The sequence below is a fragment of the Acinetobacter sp. CAU_H_S170_2 genome, from assembly GCF_058890445.1.
Window position 1 is genome coordinate 2,752,619 of sequence record NZ_JBZYAE010000001.1, and the last position, 19,625, is coordinate 2,772,243.

A 19,625-nucleotide genomic window follows, 5' to 3' on the forward strand; every position below is an offset into this window, starting at 1 on the left:
TTTGAGTGTACTCTAAGCATATGACAGCGTGAAGTCTGTTTTTCACTGATTTGCAATATAAGGAAATGTGCTGTTGCCTAATATGAATGAACTGTTTGAATCGGATAGCCCCAATTTAAAATGGTGGGGGGAATACAACTTTGAGTTGAATCAAGCTCGTGCGTGGCAGTTCGGCTCATTACTTTTTCGCCTCACCCGCGGTCTACAAGAATGGCGTTTAGAGTTCCATCGTCCTCAAGTTCAGTATGACTATGAGCAAAAGTGGCATGCGATAGAGGACCCACATTTCGCCTTTCCACAACCCGTTGAAATTAAACGCTACATGTTTAAAAACACTCACCATACGATTCAACTGATGCCACGTTTGGCCGATCGTTCAGTGGTAATTAAACCTGTCGACCCGATTTATATTCCAGCTGGTCAGCGCGGGACGCTGTATATCAGCACTCCGTTATGGATTTCGGGTTTTATTGAAGGTCAGCGCGATCCCCTATTTGATATTCCTGTGATTTTACCCAAAGAAACTTGGTTTGGGCCAAACCACCGTACAGGTGAAATTGCCTACGCTACAGCTGTCGATGGTCGAACTGAATTGCATCAACTCAAACCACGTGCATTTCGTGCAGTGACCCCCATTGAGTTCCACAATACCAGCCATTTACAACTGCGTTTTGACCGCATGAACGTGCCTGTTTCAGCCCTGCCTTTATTTTATAGTGAAAGTACGGATCGACTTTGGACATCACAAATTAAAGTCTTGCATGAAGGTGCCGATCGGCCACCGAGAATCCGTATCGAAAATCGTACGCCTCCGCATGCAGGCAAAGTGATTTATGTGCATCCACCTCGCTCTTCGGCGAGTGCGTTATTTAATATGTTTGATTCATTCTTCTAAGGGGGAAATATGCCAAACTCAAATATTCCCCAAGAAATTACCAGTAGCCTAAAAGGCATTTTCACCAACATCAATACAGAACGATTAACGGAAATCTTAATTGCCTTAGTGCTGTGTTTTGTTGGGTTTCTCTTGGCACGTCTGGTTTCAAATACCTTTATCCGAACCATTGGAACCAAGTTTAACGCCCACCAACGGCTGGTCTGGCGTCGTGGTATTTTTTACTTTATTTTCCTAATTTTTGTGATGGCCAGCCTCAAAGAAGCTGGTTTTAAACTGAGTGTATTTTTAGGCGCCGCAGGTATTTTGACGGTTGCTTTGGGTTTTGCCTCACAAACCTCAGCATCCAACTTAATTAGTGGATTGTTCCTGATTGGTGAAGGTTCTTTTGAAATTGGTGACACCATTTCAATCACCCTTATTCGCGGCAATACCATTGAAGGTGAAGTCATTTCAATTGACCTCCTCTCGGTTAAGTTACTCACTCAGGACAACATTTATGTACGACTACCGAATGAACAACTGATTCGAGCCCCAGTTCATAACCTCTCTAAGTTTCCAATACGGCGCATTCCCATCACCCTAGCAATTAACTTTCATGAGAACATCATTAAAGTACGCGAGGTGCTGATTGATGTGGCTAATAAATATCCTTTGGTGCTTGCAGACCCTAAACCTGCCGTCACCGTCACCGCCTTTCGCGAATCTTCGATTGAGTTACTGTTTGCCGTGTGGTGTCAGCAAGAACACTTTTTACAAGTGCGCGATGAAATGCAGGAACGTATTCGCAATGGTTTCTTAGATAACCAAATCGAAATTCCTGTGCCGAAAATGGGTTTTGTCGATCATCCGCTTTCGCGTCCATTATCCAATGAAGAAATTGATCAATATGCCAATGCACAAGCCTTGAAACGAGAACCGAACATCAAATAAATCGCCTCAGCTCCTTATGATCCATGCAGACATAAGGAGCTGAACTTGTTTAATTGGTCTTTTCCTCAAGTTCAGGCATCGGTGCAATATACGCAATTATCAACATCACCAAACCTGCGCCTAAGAATGAAATCACACGGGTGAGTGTCCCAATGTGAGATAAGTCAAACAAGACCAATTTCAGTGTCACAAGAACTAAAATACACCCACCAAAAATCCACAATGAACGCAAGTTCCGTTTGGTCGCCGTCAGCATGCAAATGAAAGCCAAACTGACCCAAAGCAAAGTAAAGCTCAGTTGCACCAAGGCATTTTCCCACATTTTCCAGTCATTATAGGGTGTTGCAAAATAGACATGCAGCGCACGTAGCACCACATAACTACTGAGCCAAAGTAGACTCGACATCATCAAAATGGCACCCAGACTTTTTTCCAAACCCGCTTTCATTTGTAAATTCAACATCCAAATGAAACCGATCAGCATCGCAATACTGACCAAGTCAAATGGGTTGAAAATGGGTAACCAGTACCCTGCAAAAGCTTGTTGGCTAAAGATCTGAGAACACACGATCCAAAACAACATGAGCACTAAGGTATTGCGTGCTTGCCAAAACTGTCTCCATCGCGTTTGAGTCGGTTGTGTATAGCACCATGCAGCAAAGGCCAGCGGTAAAATGACCATGCTCAAATACGGCATACTTGGAATGAGGGTTAAGCTGGTGAGCGCCAAACTCAGTAAAGCCCCCAAACTCACCCACTCCTGCTCATCCTCTACGCCCTGTAACGGGCGAAGCCACAACAATGTGAGCAATCCGTTCGTTAAAGCAAACAATAGGCGGTCTAAACCAGACTGCCACATAATGATGCCATCATGGCTCAAGCCCACCAAGAAAATGAAGGCAACTGCATACAGCGGAATCAGGCCAATCCATTTGGGTAATAGCCATGACCAACTGGCTTTACGGTAGAGCAACCATTCATTTAGCACCGTATATAAAAGCACAATGATCAGCAGCGCCATCGTTACCTGACTTTTACTGTCGATTTCATCCAAAAGTAAAATAAACAACATGGTGGTTGCTGAAAGTAGTTGTAAGCAAAAAAAGGCAATGGTGGCAAAAGACAACTGTTGTCTAAAGCGCTCTACACTGTTGGCAACGGCAACCACAGCAAAATAACTCAGACATAGCGCCCAATAGACTTCCGTTGGAAAACGATTAAGCTCCACCACATAGTACAGACTTGAGAGCCCTGCCACGGCCAGTAAGCCCATCGCCAAATAACGACTCAAACTCGAGGTCCGATACAAAGCGTAGATAAAGATCAGTGCCCCCTCAACACTCCAACCCACCACACCCCACTGATCAGGCAGCAAAATAGGGGGAATCAGCGCCAAAAAGACCAAGGACAAGCTGAGATAACTTTGCGCAATCAACTCAACACTGTGAGCTCTCTTTATGAGTTGATAAAGCGTGGCATAGAGCGCTGCAAAGCCGAGACTAAAGCCTGCTTGCCATGTTGTCTCCTCAAAATACATCACATACAAAAAAGCAAAAGCAACAATAGGGGTAGCAAAAATCAAAGCCACATCCAAGATCGGTTTCAACTTAAACTGAGTTAAATCCTCACGCGCCAACAGTTGACTATAACGAAAACTCAACCAAATAAAGACCGTACTATGTGCCAAAACCAACAAGGCTAGCATGTCTCGCTCAGGCGCTTTACCTTGATAAAAGGCATAAGCTCCGCCTACGACCACCGTCATTAAAAAAGCAATTTGGTTGAGGACTTTCCATGGTCTGAACGTGCTTAAAACAGCAACCGCAATATTGATGATCAAATAATAAGCCACCATCTCTATCGCAGTGGCATTCCGTACAGGCAAAGTAAAAGGCGCCAAATAAGCAATGATCAGCGCCATCAACGCCAGCTCAATCGACTGTTGTTTTAAACTGAGCCAAAGTGTAACCGCCATCACCACCACAAAGCACAGGCTTGCAATCACTAAACTTGCAATCACACCGTTGTAGTAAGCAAAAAACAAAGTCAAAAATAAACCTGACAGTCCAAGTGCTTCCAAAGCCAAAGCAAAACTGCGGTTCTTTTGTAGGAGCACATAACCAAAGATCACAACGCCCACACTTACCGCAGCAACGAGGCTCAGCTTAACCGCGAGACTCAACTGCCAATGTTCGGTGGCAAAGCGTAATAATAAAATAAGCCCAATCAGCAGTACCACAATCGCAACTTTTAAGACAGGATTACCCTGCCAAAGCCAGCGTTTCACTTGCTCACTGAGACTTAAATCATCTGTGTTGTTTAGAATAGTGGGTAAAGAGGGAGCGTTTTCAGATTCTGGGAATCGGTCAGATATCACCTGATGTGGTTGTGCTTGTACGAATAACAATAGATATTCTAGACGACGCAACCATCGAAAGAAAAAGAACAGCCAGCCACTGATCCCCAATCCAATGAGTCCGCCCCATTGCCCCACCATACCGATCAAAATGACGAAAGCAGCAAGGTAAAGCGGCACTTTTGACGTTGGCTGAAAAGCAATGCCCCGTTGTTCCGCCAAGGTCATACTAGGGTTTTCAATGCTATCAACATAGTGCATAACACTCATGATCAAAGCAATTCCACACAATGCACTCAACAGCGGTACGGCCAGAAACCATGCTGCAATAGCAACAATCGTGAGCCCCATTAACCACATCATGCGAATTTCACGCTGTTCAGTTTGCATCCGTTCTCAATCTCTTTTTCTCATCTTCAAATAATACATCAGCTTGTAGTACATCTTTAAGCGCATAACCGTAACCATCTATGCCAACCGGTACATCAATACACTTTGTTCTGTGCCAAAATCACGTACAATAAACGGGTTATTTGGATAAGGAATCTTGCAATGCCACCATTTGTCTTGGTCGATGGCTCATACTTTTTATTTCGTGCTTTTCATGCTTTGCCACCGCTCACCACGTCAACTGGCTTACATACCAATGCAATTCGTGGGGCAATTTCTGCCATCCAAAAACTGATGCGTCGTACCCAGCCAACACATATGGCGGTCATTTTTGATACGCCAGAACCAACTTTTCGTCATGTGCTGTCGCCCATTTATAAAGGTGACCGCCCAAGTATGCCTGAGGAGTTATCAGAGCAAATTCCATATTTGCATGCCTTAATTCGTGCTTTGGGTATCCCCTTGTACATGCTCCCAGGTGCAGAAGCAGATGACATCATCGGGACATTGGCCAAACGTGCGGAAGCCGCGGGACAGCAAGTGCTGATTTCCACAGGCGATAAAGACATGGCACAGTTGGTGACCGATAAAGTCACCTTAGAAGACAGCTTTAAAGACAAGCCGATGGATGTAAATGGCGTGTTTGAAAAGTTTGGGGTGTGGCCAAACCAAATTATTGACTATCTGACCTTAATGGGCGATGCCTCTGACGGCATTATGGGCGTTCCGGGTGTTGGTGCAAAAACTGCGGCAAAACTGTTAACAGAATACGGCTCGATTGGTGGCATTTTAGAAAATGTCGATAAAATTAAAGGCAAAGTCGGTCAAAACATCAAAGAACATACCGATGGAATTGCGCTTGATCACCAACTGGCAAGTATTGTCTGTGACTTAGAGACAGGACTGACCTTTGACGATCTGAAGCTCCAAGATCCGAATACCGAAGCCTTGCGTTCACTGTATACCGAGCTTGAATTCCGTCAGCAGTTGCAATCGCTCGATCATCCAAACAATCCGAATAGTGCAACCTATAAACAAGCAACACAAGAAATTGTAAAATCAGCACAATCTGAAACTGTTATTAATACAGAAGATCAGGCCGTTCAAAGCAGCGTCGATGACCAACTGGGTCAAGCGAACTACCATACTGTGCTCAGTGCAGAACAGTGGACTCAATTATTCAAACGTTTAACTACAGAAAAACGTTTTGCCTTTGATACCGAAACCACCAGTTTAGACTATCGCGTAGCGCAAATTGTTGGTTTCTCGGTCGCGTTCGATGCGCAAGATGCATATTACGTTCCACTTGCGCATGATTATGAAAATGCACCTGCGCAGTTAGATCGTGAACAGATCTTGGCGCAAATCAAGCCTATTTTAGAAGATGAGTCGGTTCAGAAAATCGGTCATCATTTGAAATACGATGCACATGTCTTAGAAAATCATGGCATTGAACTCAAAGGCTGGTATTTCGATACCATGTTGGCATCTTATGTACTCAATGCTGTGGCGACTCGTCACGGGATGGATGACGTTTCGCGTCTCTACCTCAGCCACTTAACCACGACCTTTGAGCAAGTGGCTGGTAAAGGTGCAAAACAGAAAACATTTAACCAAATTGAGATCGAAACCGCCGCGCACTATGCTGCGGAAGATGCCCATGTAACCTATCGCCTGTTTGAAGTGCTCGATGCCAAACTGCAAAAGCATCCCGAATTGGTCAATATTTTACATAATGTCGAAATGCCAGTTGCCCGCGTCCTGACCATCATGGAAGAAAACGGCATTGAGCTCGACTTAAGCTTCCTTGACCAACTCGGTGTTGAGTTTGCCAATACCATGGCCAATCTTGAAAGCCAAATTACCGAACTGGCAGGACAAAGTTTCAATGTCAGCTCACCGAAGCAAGTCGGTGAAATTCTGTTTGATAAACTCGGACTTAAGGGCGGAAAAAAAACCGCAACAGGTCAGTACAGTACCTCTGAAAGTGTTTTAGAAAAGATTGACCACCCGATTACCGAGCTAATTTTGGACTATCGTGGGTTATCCAAACTAAAAAGCACCTATACCGATGGCTTATTAAAACAAGCCAACAATGATACCCATCGTGTGCATACCAGTTACCACCAAGCACTGACCGCAACAGGCCGTTTATCTTCGACCGATCCCAACTTACAGAACATTCCTGTGCGGGAAGAAATTGGCCGTCAAATTCGTAAAGCCTTTATTGCACCACAAGGTCGCGTGCTCTTAGCAGCCGATTATTCACAAATTGAACTGCGTTTAATGGCGCATTTCTCACAAGATGAAGCCTTAGTCGATGCTTTTAATCATGGGCAAGATGTTCACCGTCGTACAGCGGCTGAGGTCTTAGGTGTTGCACTTGAAGATGTCACGTCAGACCAACGTCGTCAGGCCAAAGCCGTCAACTTCGGTCTACTCTACGGCATGTCTGAGTTTGGCTTAACCCGTCAACTCGGTTTTAGCCGTGAAGAATCGCGTGGCTATATTGCGAAATACTTCCAACGTTATCCGGGCGTGCTCGACTATATGGAACGTACCCGTCAAATTGCACGTGAACAAGGTTTTGTCGAAACCATTTTAGGCCGTCGCTTGTATACGCCCGATATTATGGCAAGCAATAAAATGATCAAACAAGCGGCTGAACGTGCCGCAATTAATGCACCGCTGCAAGGTTCTGCTGCGGACATTATTAAAATGGCGATGATTGCTGTTGATCAAATGCTACCTAAAGATCAAGCCAAAATGCTACTACAAGTACACGATGAATTGGTTTTTGAAGTCGATGAAAGTATTGCAGATGAACTGGCTCTAAAACTAGCAGACGTGATGCAATCTGTTTTGCAAATTTCTGTGCCATTGTTGGTTGAAGTCGGCAAAGGTCGAAACTGGGATGAAGCCCACTAAAACATTTGCGCCTTTCTCCTAGGAGGAAGGCTGATATGGAAGTCATTTGCCTCCTAGAAGAAATATCAACGTCTTCACCTAAAAATTTCAACCACAAAAAAAGGACTCGCAATCGAGTCCTTTTTTTATTCGCTACAATCTTATAAACCAGTGAGCAGAACAATCGCCACTTCATTCATAATCATTTCGGCAATATACAGCGCTAAGAACGCCACGATTGGAGAAAGATCAATCATCCCCATATTGGGCAACAAACGGCGAAACGGTGCCAATAATGGTTCAGCAAGCTCCTGAATCACTTCGATATAAGGCGAGCGTGACTGCGTAAACATCACCACCCAACTTAAAATAATCGTTGCAAAAATTAGGTAACGACAGAAACGAATCAAGTCCTGAATCATGGTCACAAAAGTTAAAATGACCAAATGCACAGGACTATTCGGCATCGCTCCAGAGAGATACATGACACCAAATATTTTCAGTAAATACAATAAAACCAAAAGCACTAAAGCCGCTAAGTTAACGCGGCCTTTCGCTACATTTGGAAAAATACGACCAAACATATCCACAATTTTTGTGGCTTTTACGGTCGACATCACTACTGGGTTATAAAAGTTAACCGCTGCCAACTGCATGAGAAAGCGGAAGAACACCAGTAAAATTGCAACGTTAATAATGATGCCAAAAATTAGCGCAGAGTTTGCACCCATACTTGAACTTTCCTAAATAAAACGATTATTTGCTACTTTCACTCAGCTCTTGAGCAAGTTCCTGACTGCGCTTTTGAGCAGCAGCCAATGCAGCTTGGATATTTTGTGAAATTTGTGCACGATCAAACACTTCAAGTGCCGCTTGGGTTGTACCATTCGGTGAAGTGACATTTTTACGCAATTCAGCTGGTGTATTTGAGCTGGTGATTGCCATTTGTGCCGCACCCAATGCAGTTTGCAACGTCAATGCCGTTGCTACTTTTTCATCTAGGCCTAGGTTTTTACCTGCACGGATCATACTTTCCATCATATAGAAGAAATACGCAGGACCTGAACCAGACACAGCAGTCACAGCATCAATTTGCGCTTCCTCGCCTACCCATAAGGTCAAACCTGTTGCAGCAAGTACTTGGCTCGCCAAATCACGGTCTTCTTTATCTACAGCCTCAGTGGCATATAAACCATGCGCACCTGTTTGTACTAAAGCAGGCGTATTTGGCATCACACGAACAATACGATCACTGTCAACTAATGCAGCAATCGTGGCAATTTCAGCACCCGCAACAATCGAAATAATCAACTTACCGTCAAATAAACCGTTTAATGGCTTTAAAACATTGGCTAAAACTTGAGGTTTAACCGCTAAGACCACGACATCGGCTTCACGAATAGCAGATGCGTTGTCCTCAGTCACCACCAAGTCTTTTTCAGCCAATAAATGACGAACTTGTTCAACAGGATCAGAAACCGTAATGCGAGTTGAAGGTAAACCACGTGAAATCAAGCCACCAATGAGGGCTTGAGCCATGTTACCACCGCCGATAAAACAAATATTACGATTCAACACTGCGCTCATGATTATTTCTCTATCCTGAATTTTTTAACTAAGCGATTAAATTTGGTTGCCATCCACCCGCTTCACAATAAGCCGACTCGACCAACCAAAATCCTTTAGGCGTAAAAACACCAAGCATAACATTATCTATGCTTAATATTTGTATTGTATGACGTTGCCACGGAAAAATTTGTGCGCTCTGAATGGCTTTTTTCAACGGCCATGCCCCAACACGCCCATACAAATGCAATTTTTCTCCACCTAAACGTGGTTTTATCTGTAAAGGCTGCTCTAACAATTTAGCAGACAGTCCATATTTTTGTGTTTCAATGCGAAATTTCCCTGAAGCCAATGCATAAGCTTGATCTAAACTAAACCGTTGCTCAATTGACTCAATCGTCTGAAATTGTTCCGCCAAATACTCGGCTTTACTAACACGAAAGAGCTGTTGTTGATAGCGTACATAATAATACTGATTCCAATGCAATGCGGCTTGGGCATCCACTTTGGATTCAATCACTTCATCAAACAAGCGTTGCACCATATCAAAAGCAGGGCGATATAAATCCTCACCTTTCATCCAAGCAGAGAGCAACTGTCGCTGTCTCGGTGCAGATAACTGACGAAATGGGGTTAAGTTTAAAACCGCAGCATTCCCGCAACTGGCCCAATCTTGTGCCAACACATCAGCCAAAATCGTTTCGGCATCCTGCATCAAATAACTGGTACGTGCCAAAGCTTGCTGCATTTTCGGAAAGCGTTGTTCTAAGATTGGCCACAATTCAGCTCGGCACCATGCCCGATCATAACTGGTATCAAAATTGGTTTGGTCTTGAATATTTCTCAGTTGTATCTCAGCAGCCCACAGCTCAATTTGCTGTCTGGACAAAGCCAATAGCGGGCGCCAAATTGTAAATTGCTCTCGTATGTCGATGCTCTGCATGGCAGCAAGTCCATGAATCCCCGCACCAGAGAGTAAACGGAGTAAAACGGTTTCGGCTTGATCTTGTTGATGATGAGCGAGAACTAAAATTTCATTGGCAAGAAGATGCTTCTGAAAGGCAGCATAACGTGCACTACGTGCTTGGCTTTCTACATTGCCTGTATCAACATCCACCGCTTGAATCACACATGGGACATCCAAGACATAGCATTGTTCTTGAACAAAGCTGCCCCACTGCGGACTGACATCCTGCAATTGATGATCAATATAGATGGCACGAATGCGCTTGGGAAATAAATGAGACATCAAATGGAGTAGCAACATGGAATCCATGCCACCACTACATCCGATTAAAAAATGAGGCTGTTCAGGCGTATCCTGAAACTCAGTTAAGACACTAGCCCTAAATTGTCGCTGCCAAACTTCATTAAACGTTGGTAACGTGCTTCGCATCGTTCATTCGCATCCATTGGTTGCAACTCAGCCAATGCATCTTTTAAAACGGTTTTTAAAGCATGCATGACTTGTTCTGGGTTGAGATGAGCGCCTTCACCTTCATCGACCACATATTCAACAATACCAATTTTCTGTAGTTTTTCAGCAGTCAAGGCCAAAGCTTCGCTGGCTTGCTCTGCTTTTTCAGCTGTTTTCCATAAAATAGACGCACAGCCTTCAGGTGAAATGACTGAATAAATACTATGGGATAACATCACCACACGGTCAGCCACACCAATACCCAGTGCACCACCTGAACCGCCTTCACCAAGTACGGTTGCAATGACAGGCACTTTCAAGCTTGAAAGTTGTGCCAAAGATGTTGCAATTGCTTCAGCCTGACCACGTTCTTCTGCACCCACACCTGGATATGCACCCATGGTGTCAATAAAGGTAAAGACGGGTAGATTAAAACGTTCAGCCATATCGAGTAAACGTTGTGATTTACGGTAACCTTCTGGGTTACTCATACCAAAGTTATGTTGTAACTTTTCACGCGTACTACGACCACGATGTTGACCCACAATCATGACTGGCTGACCATCAAAGCGAGCTAATCCACCGATCATTGCACCATCATCACCAAATAAGCGATCACCATGCAAAGCATCAAATTCGGTAAAAATTTCACTCACATAATCTAAAAATTGCGGACGCTCAGGATGACGTGCAATTTGAACCGTCGTCCATGCTTTGGATTGCGCAGCTTTATTCTTCATAGCTCAACCATAAATCCCTAATTGACCAATTTATTCATCGACAAATTGTTCTGATTGGATATCCAGCTCAACATCCCAATGCTTAAATTGCGCTTGCTCATCATGCAAGTCTGCAACCAGCAAAGGCCATTGCGCGGCATTACCAGAAACACTCAGCTGCCATTGTTGCGCATTGCCTACTGTTAATTCAATGGCAGGAAGCATCTGATCGCTACGACTATGATTCAGTAAAACTGCGAGGCGAAGTAACAAACACAGATAAACTAATTTGTTGCCACCAACCTTCATCACATCGACACGTGCGTCACTGCGCAGCTTACGACGGTGATGGGCCACCAAATGCGACAGATGGTTTTGATCGATTTGCGAGAAACCCGCAATGTCAGAATGTTGCAATAAATATGCACCATGACGATGGTAGCCCGCATGACTAATTGCTAAACCAATTTCATGCAGATAAGCTGCACGACGCAGTAAATCACTGTCTTCCGTGGTTAATTTCAGTGAATCCGCCACACCATCGAACAAATGCTGAGCCATGTTCACGACTCGTTCAGCTTGTTTTGGATCGGCGTTATAACGGCCCATTAACGCTTGTACAGAACGATCTCGAATATCTTCATGTTGAAAACGTCCCAGCAAGTCATACATCACCCCTTCGCGTAGGGCACCATCTGAATACACCAGTTTATCCAGTTCGAGTACATCGAAAATGGCATAAAGTATAGCGATTCCGGCTGGCAAAACTGCTCGACGGTCTTCTTTTAGACCATCAAATTCCATCTCAGCGACATGTTTGTATTTGAGCAATTTTTCTTTAAGCTTATCTAAACCGTCACGGGTGAGTTCTTCTTTTTCATTACTCCAACCCATATTTACGGTAATTTGACGACACGCTTTGATGGTTCCACTCGAACCGACCACTGTATCCCAACCCGCTTCTTTATAGGTATTGGCAATACCTGACAGCTCCTTACGTGCTGCAACCACGGCTTTATCAAAACTTTTTTGGTTAATTTCACCATCGACAAAGAAGGCTTTAGTAAATGCTACACAGCCCATTTGTAAAGATTCGGTATGAATGGGCTCAAATTCTTCACCAATAATCAGCTCTGTTGAACCACCACCGATATCAATCACAAGGCGGCGCCCACTGTTCACCATGGTATGCGATACACCCAAATAAATCAGTCGAGCCTCTTCACGACCGGCAATAATTTCGATGTGCTTCGGCAAAATTTCTGCCGCTTTTTGAATAAATTCATGTCCATTTTTGGCTTGGCGTAGTGCATTGGTCGCCACAATTCTTAAACGATTCGGCTGAACCGAACCTAAACGTCCGACAAATCGAGATAAGCAGGCCAAACCACGTTGCTGTGCGGCTTCTGTTAAGTTTTTATTTTCATCTAAACCCGCTGCTAACTGTACTTTTTCTGACATTGACGCAACTTTTTTCACTTCGCCATGGTCCACTCGCGCAATCGCTAAGTGGAAGCTGTTCGACCCCATATCGATGGCAGCAAGTAACTCTTCATCAATCAAAAAATCAGACATGATTTAATATAAACCTATACAGAATTGTGCTTAGATTAATTCACCTCCATGCAATTTAAAAGCCATTTATGGTCAGAAATTGACGAGCTTTTAAAATTTCGGCATATATGACAATTGTGTTACACGATCAGTAACATCGTGAGCTTCAATTAGACAAATTCAAACTAAAGGTTGAAAATTTAGTAATCCATCTACTCAGTGATAGCAGGCTATGACATACTATTAGCCATAAAACTATCCAAAAATTGAAACTGGAGCTATCCATGTCTGGCAATATCGTAAATACAACTGATACAAACTTCGACGCTGATGTACTTCAATCAGACGTTCCTGTGCTTGTTGACTTCTGGGCAGGCTGGTGCGCGCCATGTAAAGCAATTGCACCTGTATTAGAAGTATTGGCGAACGAATACGAAGGTAAAGTGAAGATTGTTAAAGTTGACGTGACTTCTTGCGAAGCAACGGCTGTGAACTATAACATCCGTAACATCCCTGCATTACTTATGTTCAAAAATGGTGAAGTTGTTGCTCAACAAGTGGGCGCTGCACCAAAATCGAAATTGACTGCTTTCATTGAAGAAAACATTTAAGCATCCGTTTAGATTGAAAATGAAATACGCTGTCTAAACAACAGCGTATTTTTTTCGGCTATAAATTGACAAGTCTGTCTTTCTCTCTTATATTGCATGATCAAGAGATAAAGGATTATTCAATCCTGTCATTTTCTTAAAAGACACAACACATAAGATCGCCGCTCGGCAATACAAATTGTTTTGACACGTTTCTCTTCAAACAATGAATCAGTCCTCTGAATTGTTATAGTTCAAATACAATTGCGTTACTTCATTGCATGTCTGCGGCTAAATGTTGCTTCCTTTTCATCCTGTAATTTAGAATTTTTGATTCTTATCTGACCTCCTATGAATTTAACCGAACTCAAGAAAAAACCGATTGGCGAACTCATCAAAATTGCTGAATTTATGGGCCTCGAAGGAATGGCTCGTAACCGTAAGCAAGACATTATTTTTGCCATCTTAAAGCGCCATGCGATGAATGGCGAAGAGATCTTTGGTGATGGCGTTTTGGAAATTCTGTCAGATGGCTTCGGCTTCTTACGCTCTGCAGCAGGTTCTTACCTTGCAGGCCCAGATGACATTTATGTTAGCCCATCTCAAATTCGTCGTTTCAATCTACGTACTGGTGACACCATTACGGGAACCATTCGCCCACCCAAAGAAGGCGAACGTTATTTTGCACTGTTAAAAGTGAACCAAATTAACTACGACACGCCAGAAAACTCACGTAACAAAATCTTGTTTGAAAACTTAACACCACTTTTCCCAACTGAGCAATTGGTGATGGAACTTGGTAACGGGACGACAGAAGATTTAACCGCACGTGTAGTTGACTTGGTTGCACCTATCGGTAAAGGCCAACGTTCAATTATCGTAGCGCCGCCAAAAGCGGGTAAAACCATGTTGTTACAAAACATCGCTCAGTCGATCGTGCGTAACAACCCAGAGTGTTTCCTGATCGTTCTTCTCATTGACGAACGTCCTGAAGAAGTGACGGAAATGGAACGTACTGTTCGTGGTGAAGTCATTGCGTCAACGTTTGATGAATCTCCTGCTCGTCACGTTCAAGTGGCTGAAATGGTGATTGAAAAAGCAAAACGTTTGGTTGAGCACAAGAAAGATGTTGTGATTCTGCTCGACTCCATTACCCGTTTAGCACGTGCTTACAACACCGTTGTGCCTTCATCTGGTAAGGTTTTAACTGGTGGTGTGGATGCACATGCGCTGGAACGCCCTAAGCGTTTCTTCGGTGCAGCACGTAATATTGAAGAAGGTGGCTCACTAACCATCATTTCTACAGCTCTGATTGAAACAGGCAGTAAAATGGATGAAGTGATCTACGAAGAATTTAAAGGTACAGGTAACCAAGAAATTACACTGGATCGCCGTATTGCGGAAAAACGTGTCTTCCCTGCGATGAACATCAAAAAGTCTGGCACCCGCCGCGAAGAGCGCTTAATGTCTGAAGATAATCTACGTAAAGTCTGGATTTTACGTAAGTTACTTCATACTCAAGATGAACTTGCAGCAATGGAATTCTTACTTGATCGCATGAAAGAAACCAAAACCAACGATGATTTCTTTGATCAAATGAAGCGTAAAGCAACCAGCTAATCCGACCTGCTTCATCTCAAAAGGCTGTCTTAACGACAGCCTTTTTATTTGGTTGACTTAGCTTACACAAAGCAACATTTCATCCGATTCTCTGTAAACTTATTTGCAAGTTTTTGATAAACAAAAATTTGAAATAAAAAACCTTCATCTTTTTAAATGTTTATTCAGCACTTCTCCAATACAAACCTCATCATTGATTGTTATTTTCTGTTAAAAAAGCCCTGTTTTTAGACCTTTTTTATCACTTTTTTCATCCCAGCTAGTAGCAATTCAAAATGCGCAGTGATAGCATATTTGCAGACCAGTTAGGCTGCTCCTGCATTGTTAGTCCCTAGCAAAATTAGGAACAATAAAAGCATACAACAGACTAACGTCGGTTTTTTTTAATCTCATATTTTAGAGAGTGATGCCATGTTATTCAAAAAAATCGCTATTGCTGCTGCAGTTGCTACTACTTTAGCTTTCGTTGGCTGTGCTAAGAAAGAAGAAGCTCCTGCTGCTGCTGCTGCATCTGAAGTTGCTGCTGCATCTGAAGCTGTTCAAGCTGCTTCTGAAGTTGCTGTAGATGCTGCTGCTGCTGCTTCTGAAGCTACTGTTGCTGCTTCTGAAGCTACTGCTGCTGCTTCTGAAGCTACTGTTGCTGCTGCTTCTGAAGCTAAAGCTCACTAATCTCTTAGAGATTAGTCAAAAAGAGAGCCCGTGGCTCTCTTTTTTTATGCTCAAATTTTATCAAAAAACAAAGCTCTACTATTTGGCAAGAATTGAATCAGCCAAATGATCATCAAAAATTCTAAGCAAAAAAAAGCAGATCAATCGATCTGCTCATTTCCCACACGCTGGCGGAATTTCTGCCCTGCGCGGAAGGTCACTACACGGCGTGCAGAAATCGGAATTTCTTCACCCGTTTTCGGGTTACGACCTGGACGTTGACGTTTATCACGCAACTCAAAGTTACCGAAACCAGAAAGTTTAACTTGCTCACCAGAGATTAGCGCTTGGCTAATCTCATCAAAGAACAACTCGACCATTTGCTTAGCTTCACGACGGTTTAAACTCGTGAGCTCACTTAGATGGTCAGCCATTTCCGCTTTTGTTAATGCTGTCATGAAGCCCTCAATGTCGCCTGATAAGTGTTTTCCAACACTTGTAAAATATGATCCATACCGGATTTAATTTCAGCATCTTCAAGCGTACGTGATGGGTGTTGCCAAAGAAGTGCAAATGCCAATGAGCGCTTACCGTCTTCAACGCCTTGCCCAGTGTACACATCGAACAACCAAGTCGAGTCCAAAAGCTCACCACCTGTTTTTTCGATAAGTTGCTGAATTTCACTTACATTTATCTTATCACTAATTAAAAGCGCAATATCACGTCTAACCGACGGAAAACGTGATAATTCTGTAAAATTAGATACATAAGTTTGCAAAACAGCCGATTGATCAAGTTCAGCCACCCAAGTCGTGCTCAAATCCAATGCATCCTCTAAAGTTGGATGTAATCGACCAAAGTAACCAATAGATTGGCCATCGACTAAAACCTCAGCAGACTGTCCTGGATGCAACCAGCTACGTTCAGAGCGAACATATTCAACCTGCACACGACCTGCTGCCAATACTTCTTCAATTTCACCTTTGAAATCAAAGAAATCCATAGCTTGAGGTTTAGCATGCCAAGTTTCTGACGTTTTTGCACCTGTTGCAATCACTGCAAGGGTAGGAATTTGTTTCAAATCATGAATAGATTCAGCGTCTTGATAGTCAAAACGTAAGCCTAGTTCAAAGAAACGTACACGGCTTTGTTGGCGGTTTACGTTGTATTGCACGCACGGAATCAAACTAGAGAGCAATGTTGAACGCATCACTGCTAAATCGCTTGAAATCGGGTTAGCCAAAGCCAAAGGATTCACAGCCGTATTGAGTTGCTTCTCAAGCTTTAAGTCTGCAAAGCTAAAGCTAATCGCCTCTTGATAACCCAAAGTCACGAGAGTTTGACGAAGCTGAGCCATTTCAAATTGGTCTTGATATTGCGCCAATTGCGCTTCAATTTTTGGCAAACTAATTTGAATATTGTCATAACCATGAATACGCGCAACTTCTTCAATCAGGTCTTGGTAGATCGCCATATCATAACGGTGTGAAGGCGGTACTACAGACCACTGACCTTCTGCTTTAACCGTCACAGCACAACCTAAACGGGTTAAGGCATCCGCGATAAATGCAGCATCTACGCGATAACCGAGCAATTGATCCACTTGTGCTTGTTCTAGCTCAATCACTTCACGCTTCGGTAAAACAGCTGCTTGTTCCGCTATCGTAATCGGACCAAACTCACCACCCGCCAATTCTGCAATCAATTGTGATGCACGGTGCATCGCGAGTATTGGGAGTTCAAAATCCACGCCACGCTCATAACGCTGTGACGCATCGGTATGTAAACCAAAGCTGCGGGCACGGCCTGCAATGGCTAATGGAGCAAAGAATGCAGACTCTAAGAAAATGTCTTGGGTTTCATCGGTAACAGATGAAGACAAGCCACCCATGATGCCTGCAATCGCTAATGCTTTTTCATCATCCGCAATCACCATGACTTTTTCATTGAGCTCAACTTCTTGTTCATTCAGTAGAACCAATTTCTCCGCCGTATTCGCTTGACGAACTTGGACTGAACCTTGAATTTTTGCTGCATCAAAAGCATGGAGCGGTTGACCCAACTCCATCAGTACATAGTTGGTAATATCAACCAAAATACTATGCTGACGAATCCCTGAGCGAACCAAAGCACGTTCCATCCATTCTGGGGTTGCGGCTTTGGTATTCACGTTTTTAATCACACGACCCAAATAGCGCGGGCAGCCTTCAGTGCTCACCACAACTTTTTTCTCATCAGCAATGGTCGCAGCAACGGCATTAATTTCAGGTGCAGTCACAGTCAGTTGGTTAATTACCCCAATTTCACGGGCAATACCACGAATACTAAAACAGTCACCACGGTTTGGCGTGATGCTGATATCAATGACATGATCATCTAAATTTAAATATTCACGAATATCCACACCGACAGGTGCATCAACGGGCAGCTCTAAAAGGCCATCAATTTTGTCTTCTAGATCAATTTCAGATGCACCACACAACATCCCTTGTGATTCAATGCCACGAAGTTTGCCTTTCTTGATTTTGAAATCGCCTGGAAGCACAGCACCAATGGTTGCCACAGGGGCTTTCATACCAACCCGTACGTTTGGTGCACCACACACTATTTGTAACGGCTCGCCTGAACCAATATTCACAGTGGTCACACGTAAACGGTCTGCATCAGGATGTTGCTCTACCGTCAACACTTCACCAACAACCACGCCAGTGAACGGTTTTGCCGCAGGCGATAAATCATCGACCTCTAAACCCAACATGGTCAGTTGATCAGATAAAGTATTGCTATCAACGGCTGGGTTAACCCATGTACGCAACCAATTTTCGCTAATTTTCATTTTGTTAAAAACCTATAAATCTAAATTTTTGAATCCCCCTCTAACTCCCTCTTTTGGAAAAGAAGGAGAACCCCGAGTCATCACAAACAACTCCTCTCCTTCAAGGAGAGGCTGGGAGAGGTATAAATCTGTTTAAGCAAATTGGCGTAAGAAACGCACATCGTTTTGGTAGAACATACGTAAGTCATTGATGCCATAACGAAGCATCGCAAAACGTTCCACACCTAGACCGAAAGCAAAGCCTTTGTATTTTTCAGGATCAATCCCTGCTGCCTGTAAGACATTTGGATGTACCATGCCACAACCAAGCACTTCTAACCATTTACCACGCTCATCCATAATATCCACTTCAGCGCTTGGCTCTGTGAATGGGAAATAAGATGGACGGAAACGTACTTTTAAGTCTTTTTCAAAGAATTCGTTTAACAGATTGACCAATAAACCTTTCAGTTCTGCAAAGCTAGTATTTTCAGCTACATACAAACCTTCAATTTGATGGAACATTGGCGAATGCGTTTGGTCAGAGTCACAGCGGTATACACGACCTGGGCACACAATACGAATCGGGGGTTGCTGGGTTTCCATGGTACGAATCTGCACACCCGAAGTATGGGTACGTAACAAATGTGTCGCATCAAAATAGAATGTATCGTGCATTGCACGCGCAGGGTGATGCCCTGGAATATTTAAAGCTTCAAAGTTGTGGTAGTCATCTTCAACTTCTGGGCCAGTTTCAATCACAAAACCGGCTTTGGTAAAGAACTGACAAATGCGCTCTTGCACTTGAGTAACAGGGTGAATACTACCAATCGTTTGACCACGACCCGGTAAAGTAATATCCACCGTTTCACTTGCGAGTTTTTGCGCCAACGCCGCTTGTTGTAATTGTGTTTGGCGTTCAGTTAAAGCACCGGTAATCGCTTCGCGAACTGCATGAATTTGCGCACCAAAATTTTTACGCTCTTCAGGGTCCATCTTGCCTAAAGCTTTGGATTGCTCAGCGAGCTGGCTTTTCTTACCCGTAAACTGCACTCGTACTTGATCGAGTGTAGCAAGGTCCTCTGCTGCTGCAATCGCAGCAAGCGCTTCAGTGGTCAGGGCTTCCAGTGACATAGTAACTCTCAAAGCAACAATTTATAAAATTAATAAAACCCCATATTCTATCAGTTTTTAAGCACGTTGATGAAGCTCTAC

The 19,625-nt window shown here is 43.5% G+C and carries 15 protein-coding genes; 6 read left to right on the forward strand and 9 right to left on the reverse strand.

Annotated elements, in window-relative coordinates; genetic code table 11:
• Nucleotides 1-82 precede the first annotated feature (82 nt).
• Nucleotides 83-895 (forward strand): DUF432 domain-containing protein, encoded by an 813-nt coding sequence (locus AC5EUN_RS13530; RefSeq protein ID WP_017396988.1) that lies wholly within the window; start codon nucleotides 83-85, stop codon nucleotides 893-895.
• A 9-nt stretch (nucleotides 896-904) separates the two neighbouring features.
• A complete protein-coding gene (locus AC5EUN_RS13535; RefSeq protein WP_004692251.1) occupies nucleotides 905-1,828 on the forward strand; it encodes a mechanosensitive ion channel family protein in 924 nt (307 codons plus the stop codon).
• Nucleotides 1,829-1,877: 49 nt separating this feature from the next.
• On the opposite strand, the gene AC5EUN_RS13540 is transcribed toward AC5EUN_RS13535, so the two are convergent.
• Nucleotides 1,878-4,574, reverse strand: coding sequence for a DUF2339 domain-containing protein (locus tag AC5EUN_RS13540; RefSeq protein WP_493352379.1), 2,697 nt, complete (start codon nucleotides 4,572-4,574; stop codon nucleotides 1,878-1,880).
• A 162-nt stretch (nucleotides 4,575-4,736) separates the two neighbouring features.
• Here AC5EUN_RS13540 and polA point away from each other — a divergent pair, with 162 nt between their 5' ends.
• Nucleotides 4,737-7,502: a DNA polymerase I gene (polA, locus tag AC5EUN_RS13545; RefSeq protein ID WP_493352380.1), complete on the forward strand. Its 2,766-nt coding sequence runs from the start codon at nucleotides 4,737-4,739 to the stop codon at nucleotides 7,500-7,502.
• 140 nt (nucleotides 7,503-7,642) lie between these two features.
• Here the strand turns inward: polA and AC5EUN_RS13550 are convergent, their stop codons facing one another.
• From AC5EUN_RS13550 to ppx, 5 genes are read right to left on the reverse strand one after another with little or no spacing between them, the layout of a single operon-like run.
• Nucleotides 7,643-8,212: a YggT family protein gene (locus tag AC5EUN_RS13550; protein WP_004979206.1), complete on the reverse strand. Its 570-nt coding sequence runs from the start codon at nucleotides 8,210-8,212 to the stop codon at nucleotides 7,643-7,645.
• A gap of 25 nt (nucleotides 8,213-8,237) precedes the next feature.
• The gene (gene proC / locus AC5EUN_RS13555) at nucleotides 8,238-9,068 is read right to left on the reverse strand and encodes a pyrroline-5-carboxylate reductase (RefSeq protein ID WP_159153653.1); all 831 of its coding nucleotides are present in this window, start codon (nucleotides 9,066-9,068) and stop codon (nucleotides 8,238-8,240) included.
• A gap of 28 nt (nucleotides 9,069-9,096) precedes the next feature.
• Nucleotides 9,097-10,443, reverse strand: a complete 1,347-nt coding sequence (gene tilS / locus AC5EUN_RS13560; protein ID WP_159153652.1) for a tRNA lysidine(34) synthetase TilS — start codon at nucleotides 10,441-10,443, stop codon at nucleotides 9,097-9,099.
• Nucleotides 10,380-11,204, reverse strand: a complete 825-nt coding sequence (locus tag AC5EUN_RS13565) for an acetyl-CoA carboxylase carboxyltransferase subunit alpha (RefSeq protein ID WP_078388708.1) — start codon at nucleotides 11,202-11,204, stop codon at nucleotides 10,380-10,382. Before AC5EUN_RS13565 ends, tilS begins: the two co-directional genes overlap by 64 nt.
• Nucleotides 11,205-11,234: 30 nt before the next feature.
• Complete coding sequence (gene ppx / locus AC5EUN_RS13570) at nucleotides 11,235-12,758, reverse strand: exopolyphosphatase (protein WP_004692262.1); 1,524 nt, start codon at nucleotides 12,756-12,758, stop codon at nucleotides 11,235-11,237.
• A gap of 263 nt (nucleotides 12,759-13,021) precedes the next feature.
• On the opposite strand from ppx, the gene trxA reads away from it, so the two are divergent.
• The 3 genes from trxA to AC5EUN_RS13585 all read left to right on the forward strand — a co-directional run bounded on the left by trxA (nucleotide 13,022) and on the right by AC5EUN_RS13585 (nucleotide 15,616).
• Nucleotides 13,022-13,348, forward strand: coding sequence for a thioredoxin (trxA, locus tag AC5EUN_RS13575; RefSeq protein WP_004692264.1), 327 nt, complete (start codon nucleotides 13,022-13,024; stop codon nucleotides 13,346-13,348).
• Between the two features lie 330 nt (nucleotides 13,349-13,678).
• Nucleotides 13,679-14,947, forward strand: a complete 1,269-nt coding sequence (rho, locus tag AC5EUN_RS13580) for a transcription termination factor Rho (RefSeq protein ID WP_004692266.1) — start codon at nucleotides 13,679-13,681, stop codon at nucleotides 14,945-14,947.
• 411 nt (nucleotides 14,948-15,358) lie between these two features.
• Nucleotides 15,359-15,616: a hypothetical protein gene (locus AC5EUN_RS13585; RefSeq protein WP_004979199.1), complete on the forward strand. Its 258-nt coding sequence runs from the start codon at nucleotides 15,359-15,361 to the stop codon at nucleotides 15,614-15,616.
• A gap of 140 nt (nucleotides 15,617-15,756) precedes the next feature.
• On the opposite strand, the gene AC5EUN_RS13590 is transcribed toward AC5EUN_RS13585, so the two are convergent.
• The 3 genes from AC5EUN_RS13590 to pheS form a co-directional block, all read right to left on the reverse strand.
• Nucleotides 15,757-16,053, reverse strand: coding sequence for an integration host factor subunit alpha (locus AC5EUN_RS13590; protein WP_004649746.1), 297 nt, complete (start codon nucleotides 16,051-16,053; stop codon nucleotides 15,757-15,759).
• Complete coding sequence (gene pheT, locus AC5EUN_RS13595) at nucleotides 16,050-18,431, reverse strand: phenylalanine--tRNA ligase subunit beta (RefSeq protein ID WP_159153651.1); 2,382 nt, start codon at nucleotides 18,429-18,431, stop codon at nucleotides 16,050-16,052. The genes AC5EUN_RS13590 and pheT overlap by 4 nt, the downstream gene beginning before the upstream one ends.
• A gap of 132 nt (nucleotides 18,432-18,563) precedes the next feature.
• The gene (pheS, locus tag AC5EUN_RS13600) at nucleotides 18,564-19,544 is read right to left on the reverse strand and encodes a phenylalanine--tRNA ligase subunit alpha (RefSeq protein ID WP_004979194.1); all 981 of its coding nucleotides are present in this window, start codon (nucleotides 19,542-19,544) and stop codon (nucleotides 18,564-18,566) included.
• Nucleotides 19,545-19,625: the final 81 nt, after the last annotated feature.

Coding starts and splice junctions, on each gene's coding strand:
- ppx (WP_004692262.1), bottom strand. CDS start 12,758: ATGTCTGATTTTTTGATTGATGAAGAGTTACTTGCTGCCATCGATATG.
- AC5EUN_RS13530 (WP_017396988.1), top strand. CDS start 83: ATGAATGAACTGTTTGAATCGGATAGCCCCAATTTAAAATGGTGGGGG.
- AC5EUN_RS13535 (WP_004692251.1), top strand. CDS start 905: ATGCCAAACTCAAATATTCCCCAAGAAATTACCAGTAGCCTAAAAGGC.
- tilS (WP_159153652.1), bottom strand. CDS start 10,443: ATGCGAAGCACGTTACCAACGTTTAATGAAGTTTGGCAGCGACAATTT.
- AC5EUN_RS13565 (WP_078388708.1), bottom strand. CDS start 11,204: ATGAAGAATAAAGCTGCGCAATCCAAAGCATGGACGACGGTTCAAATT.
- rho (WP_004692266.1), top strand. CDS start 13,679: ATGAATTTAACCGAACTCAAGAAAAAACCGATTGGCGAACTCATCAAA.
- AC5EUN_RS13540 (WP_493352379.1), bottom strand. CDS start 4,574: ATGCAAACTGAACAGCGTGAAATTCGCATGATGTGGTTAATGGGGCTC.
- trxA (WP_004692264.1), top strand. CDS start 13,022: ATGTCTGGCAATATCGTAAATACAACTGATACAAACTTCGACGCTGAT.
- AC5EUN_RS13585 (WP_004979199.1), top strand. CDS start 15,359: ATGTTATTCAAAAAAATCGCTATTGCTGCTGCAGTTGCTACTACTTTA.
- AC5EUN_RS13590 (WP_004649746.1), bottom strand. CDS start 16,053: ATGACAGCATTAACAAAAGCGGAAATGGCTGACCATCTAAGTGAGCTC.
- polA (WP_493352380.1), top strand. CDS start 4,737: ATGCCACCATTTGTCTTGGTCGATGGCTCATACTTTTTATTTCGTGCT.
- pheS (WP_004979194.1), bottom strand. CDS start 19,544: ATGTCACTGGAAGCCCTGACCACTGAAGCGCTTGCTGCGATTGCAGCA.
- proC (WP_159153653.1), bottom strand. CDS start 9,068: ATGAGCGCAGTGTTGAATCGTAATATTTGTTTTATCGGCGGTGGTAAC.
- AC5EUN_RS13550 (WP_004979206.1), bottom strand. CDS start 8,212: ATGGGTGCAAACTCTGCGCTAATTTTTGGCATCATTATTAACGTTGCA.
- pheT (WP_159153651.1), bottom strand. CDS start 18,431: ATGAAAATTAGCGAAAATTGGTTGCGTACATGGGTTAACCCAGCCGTT.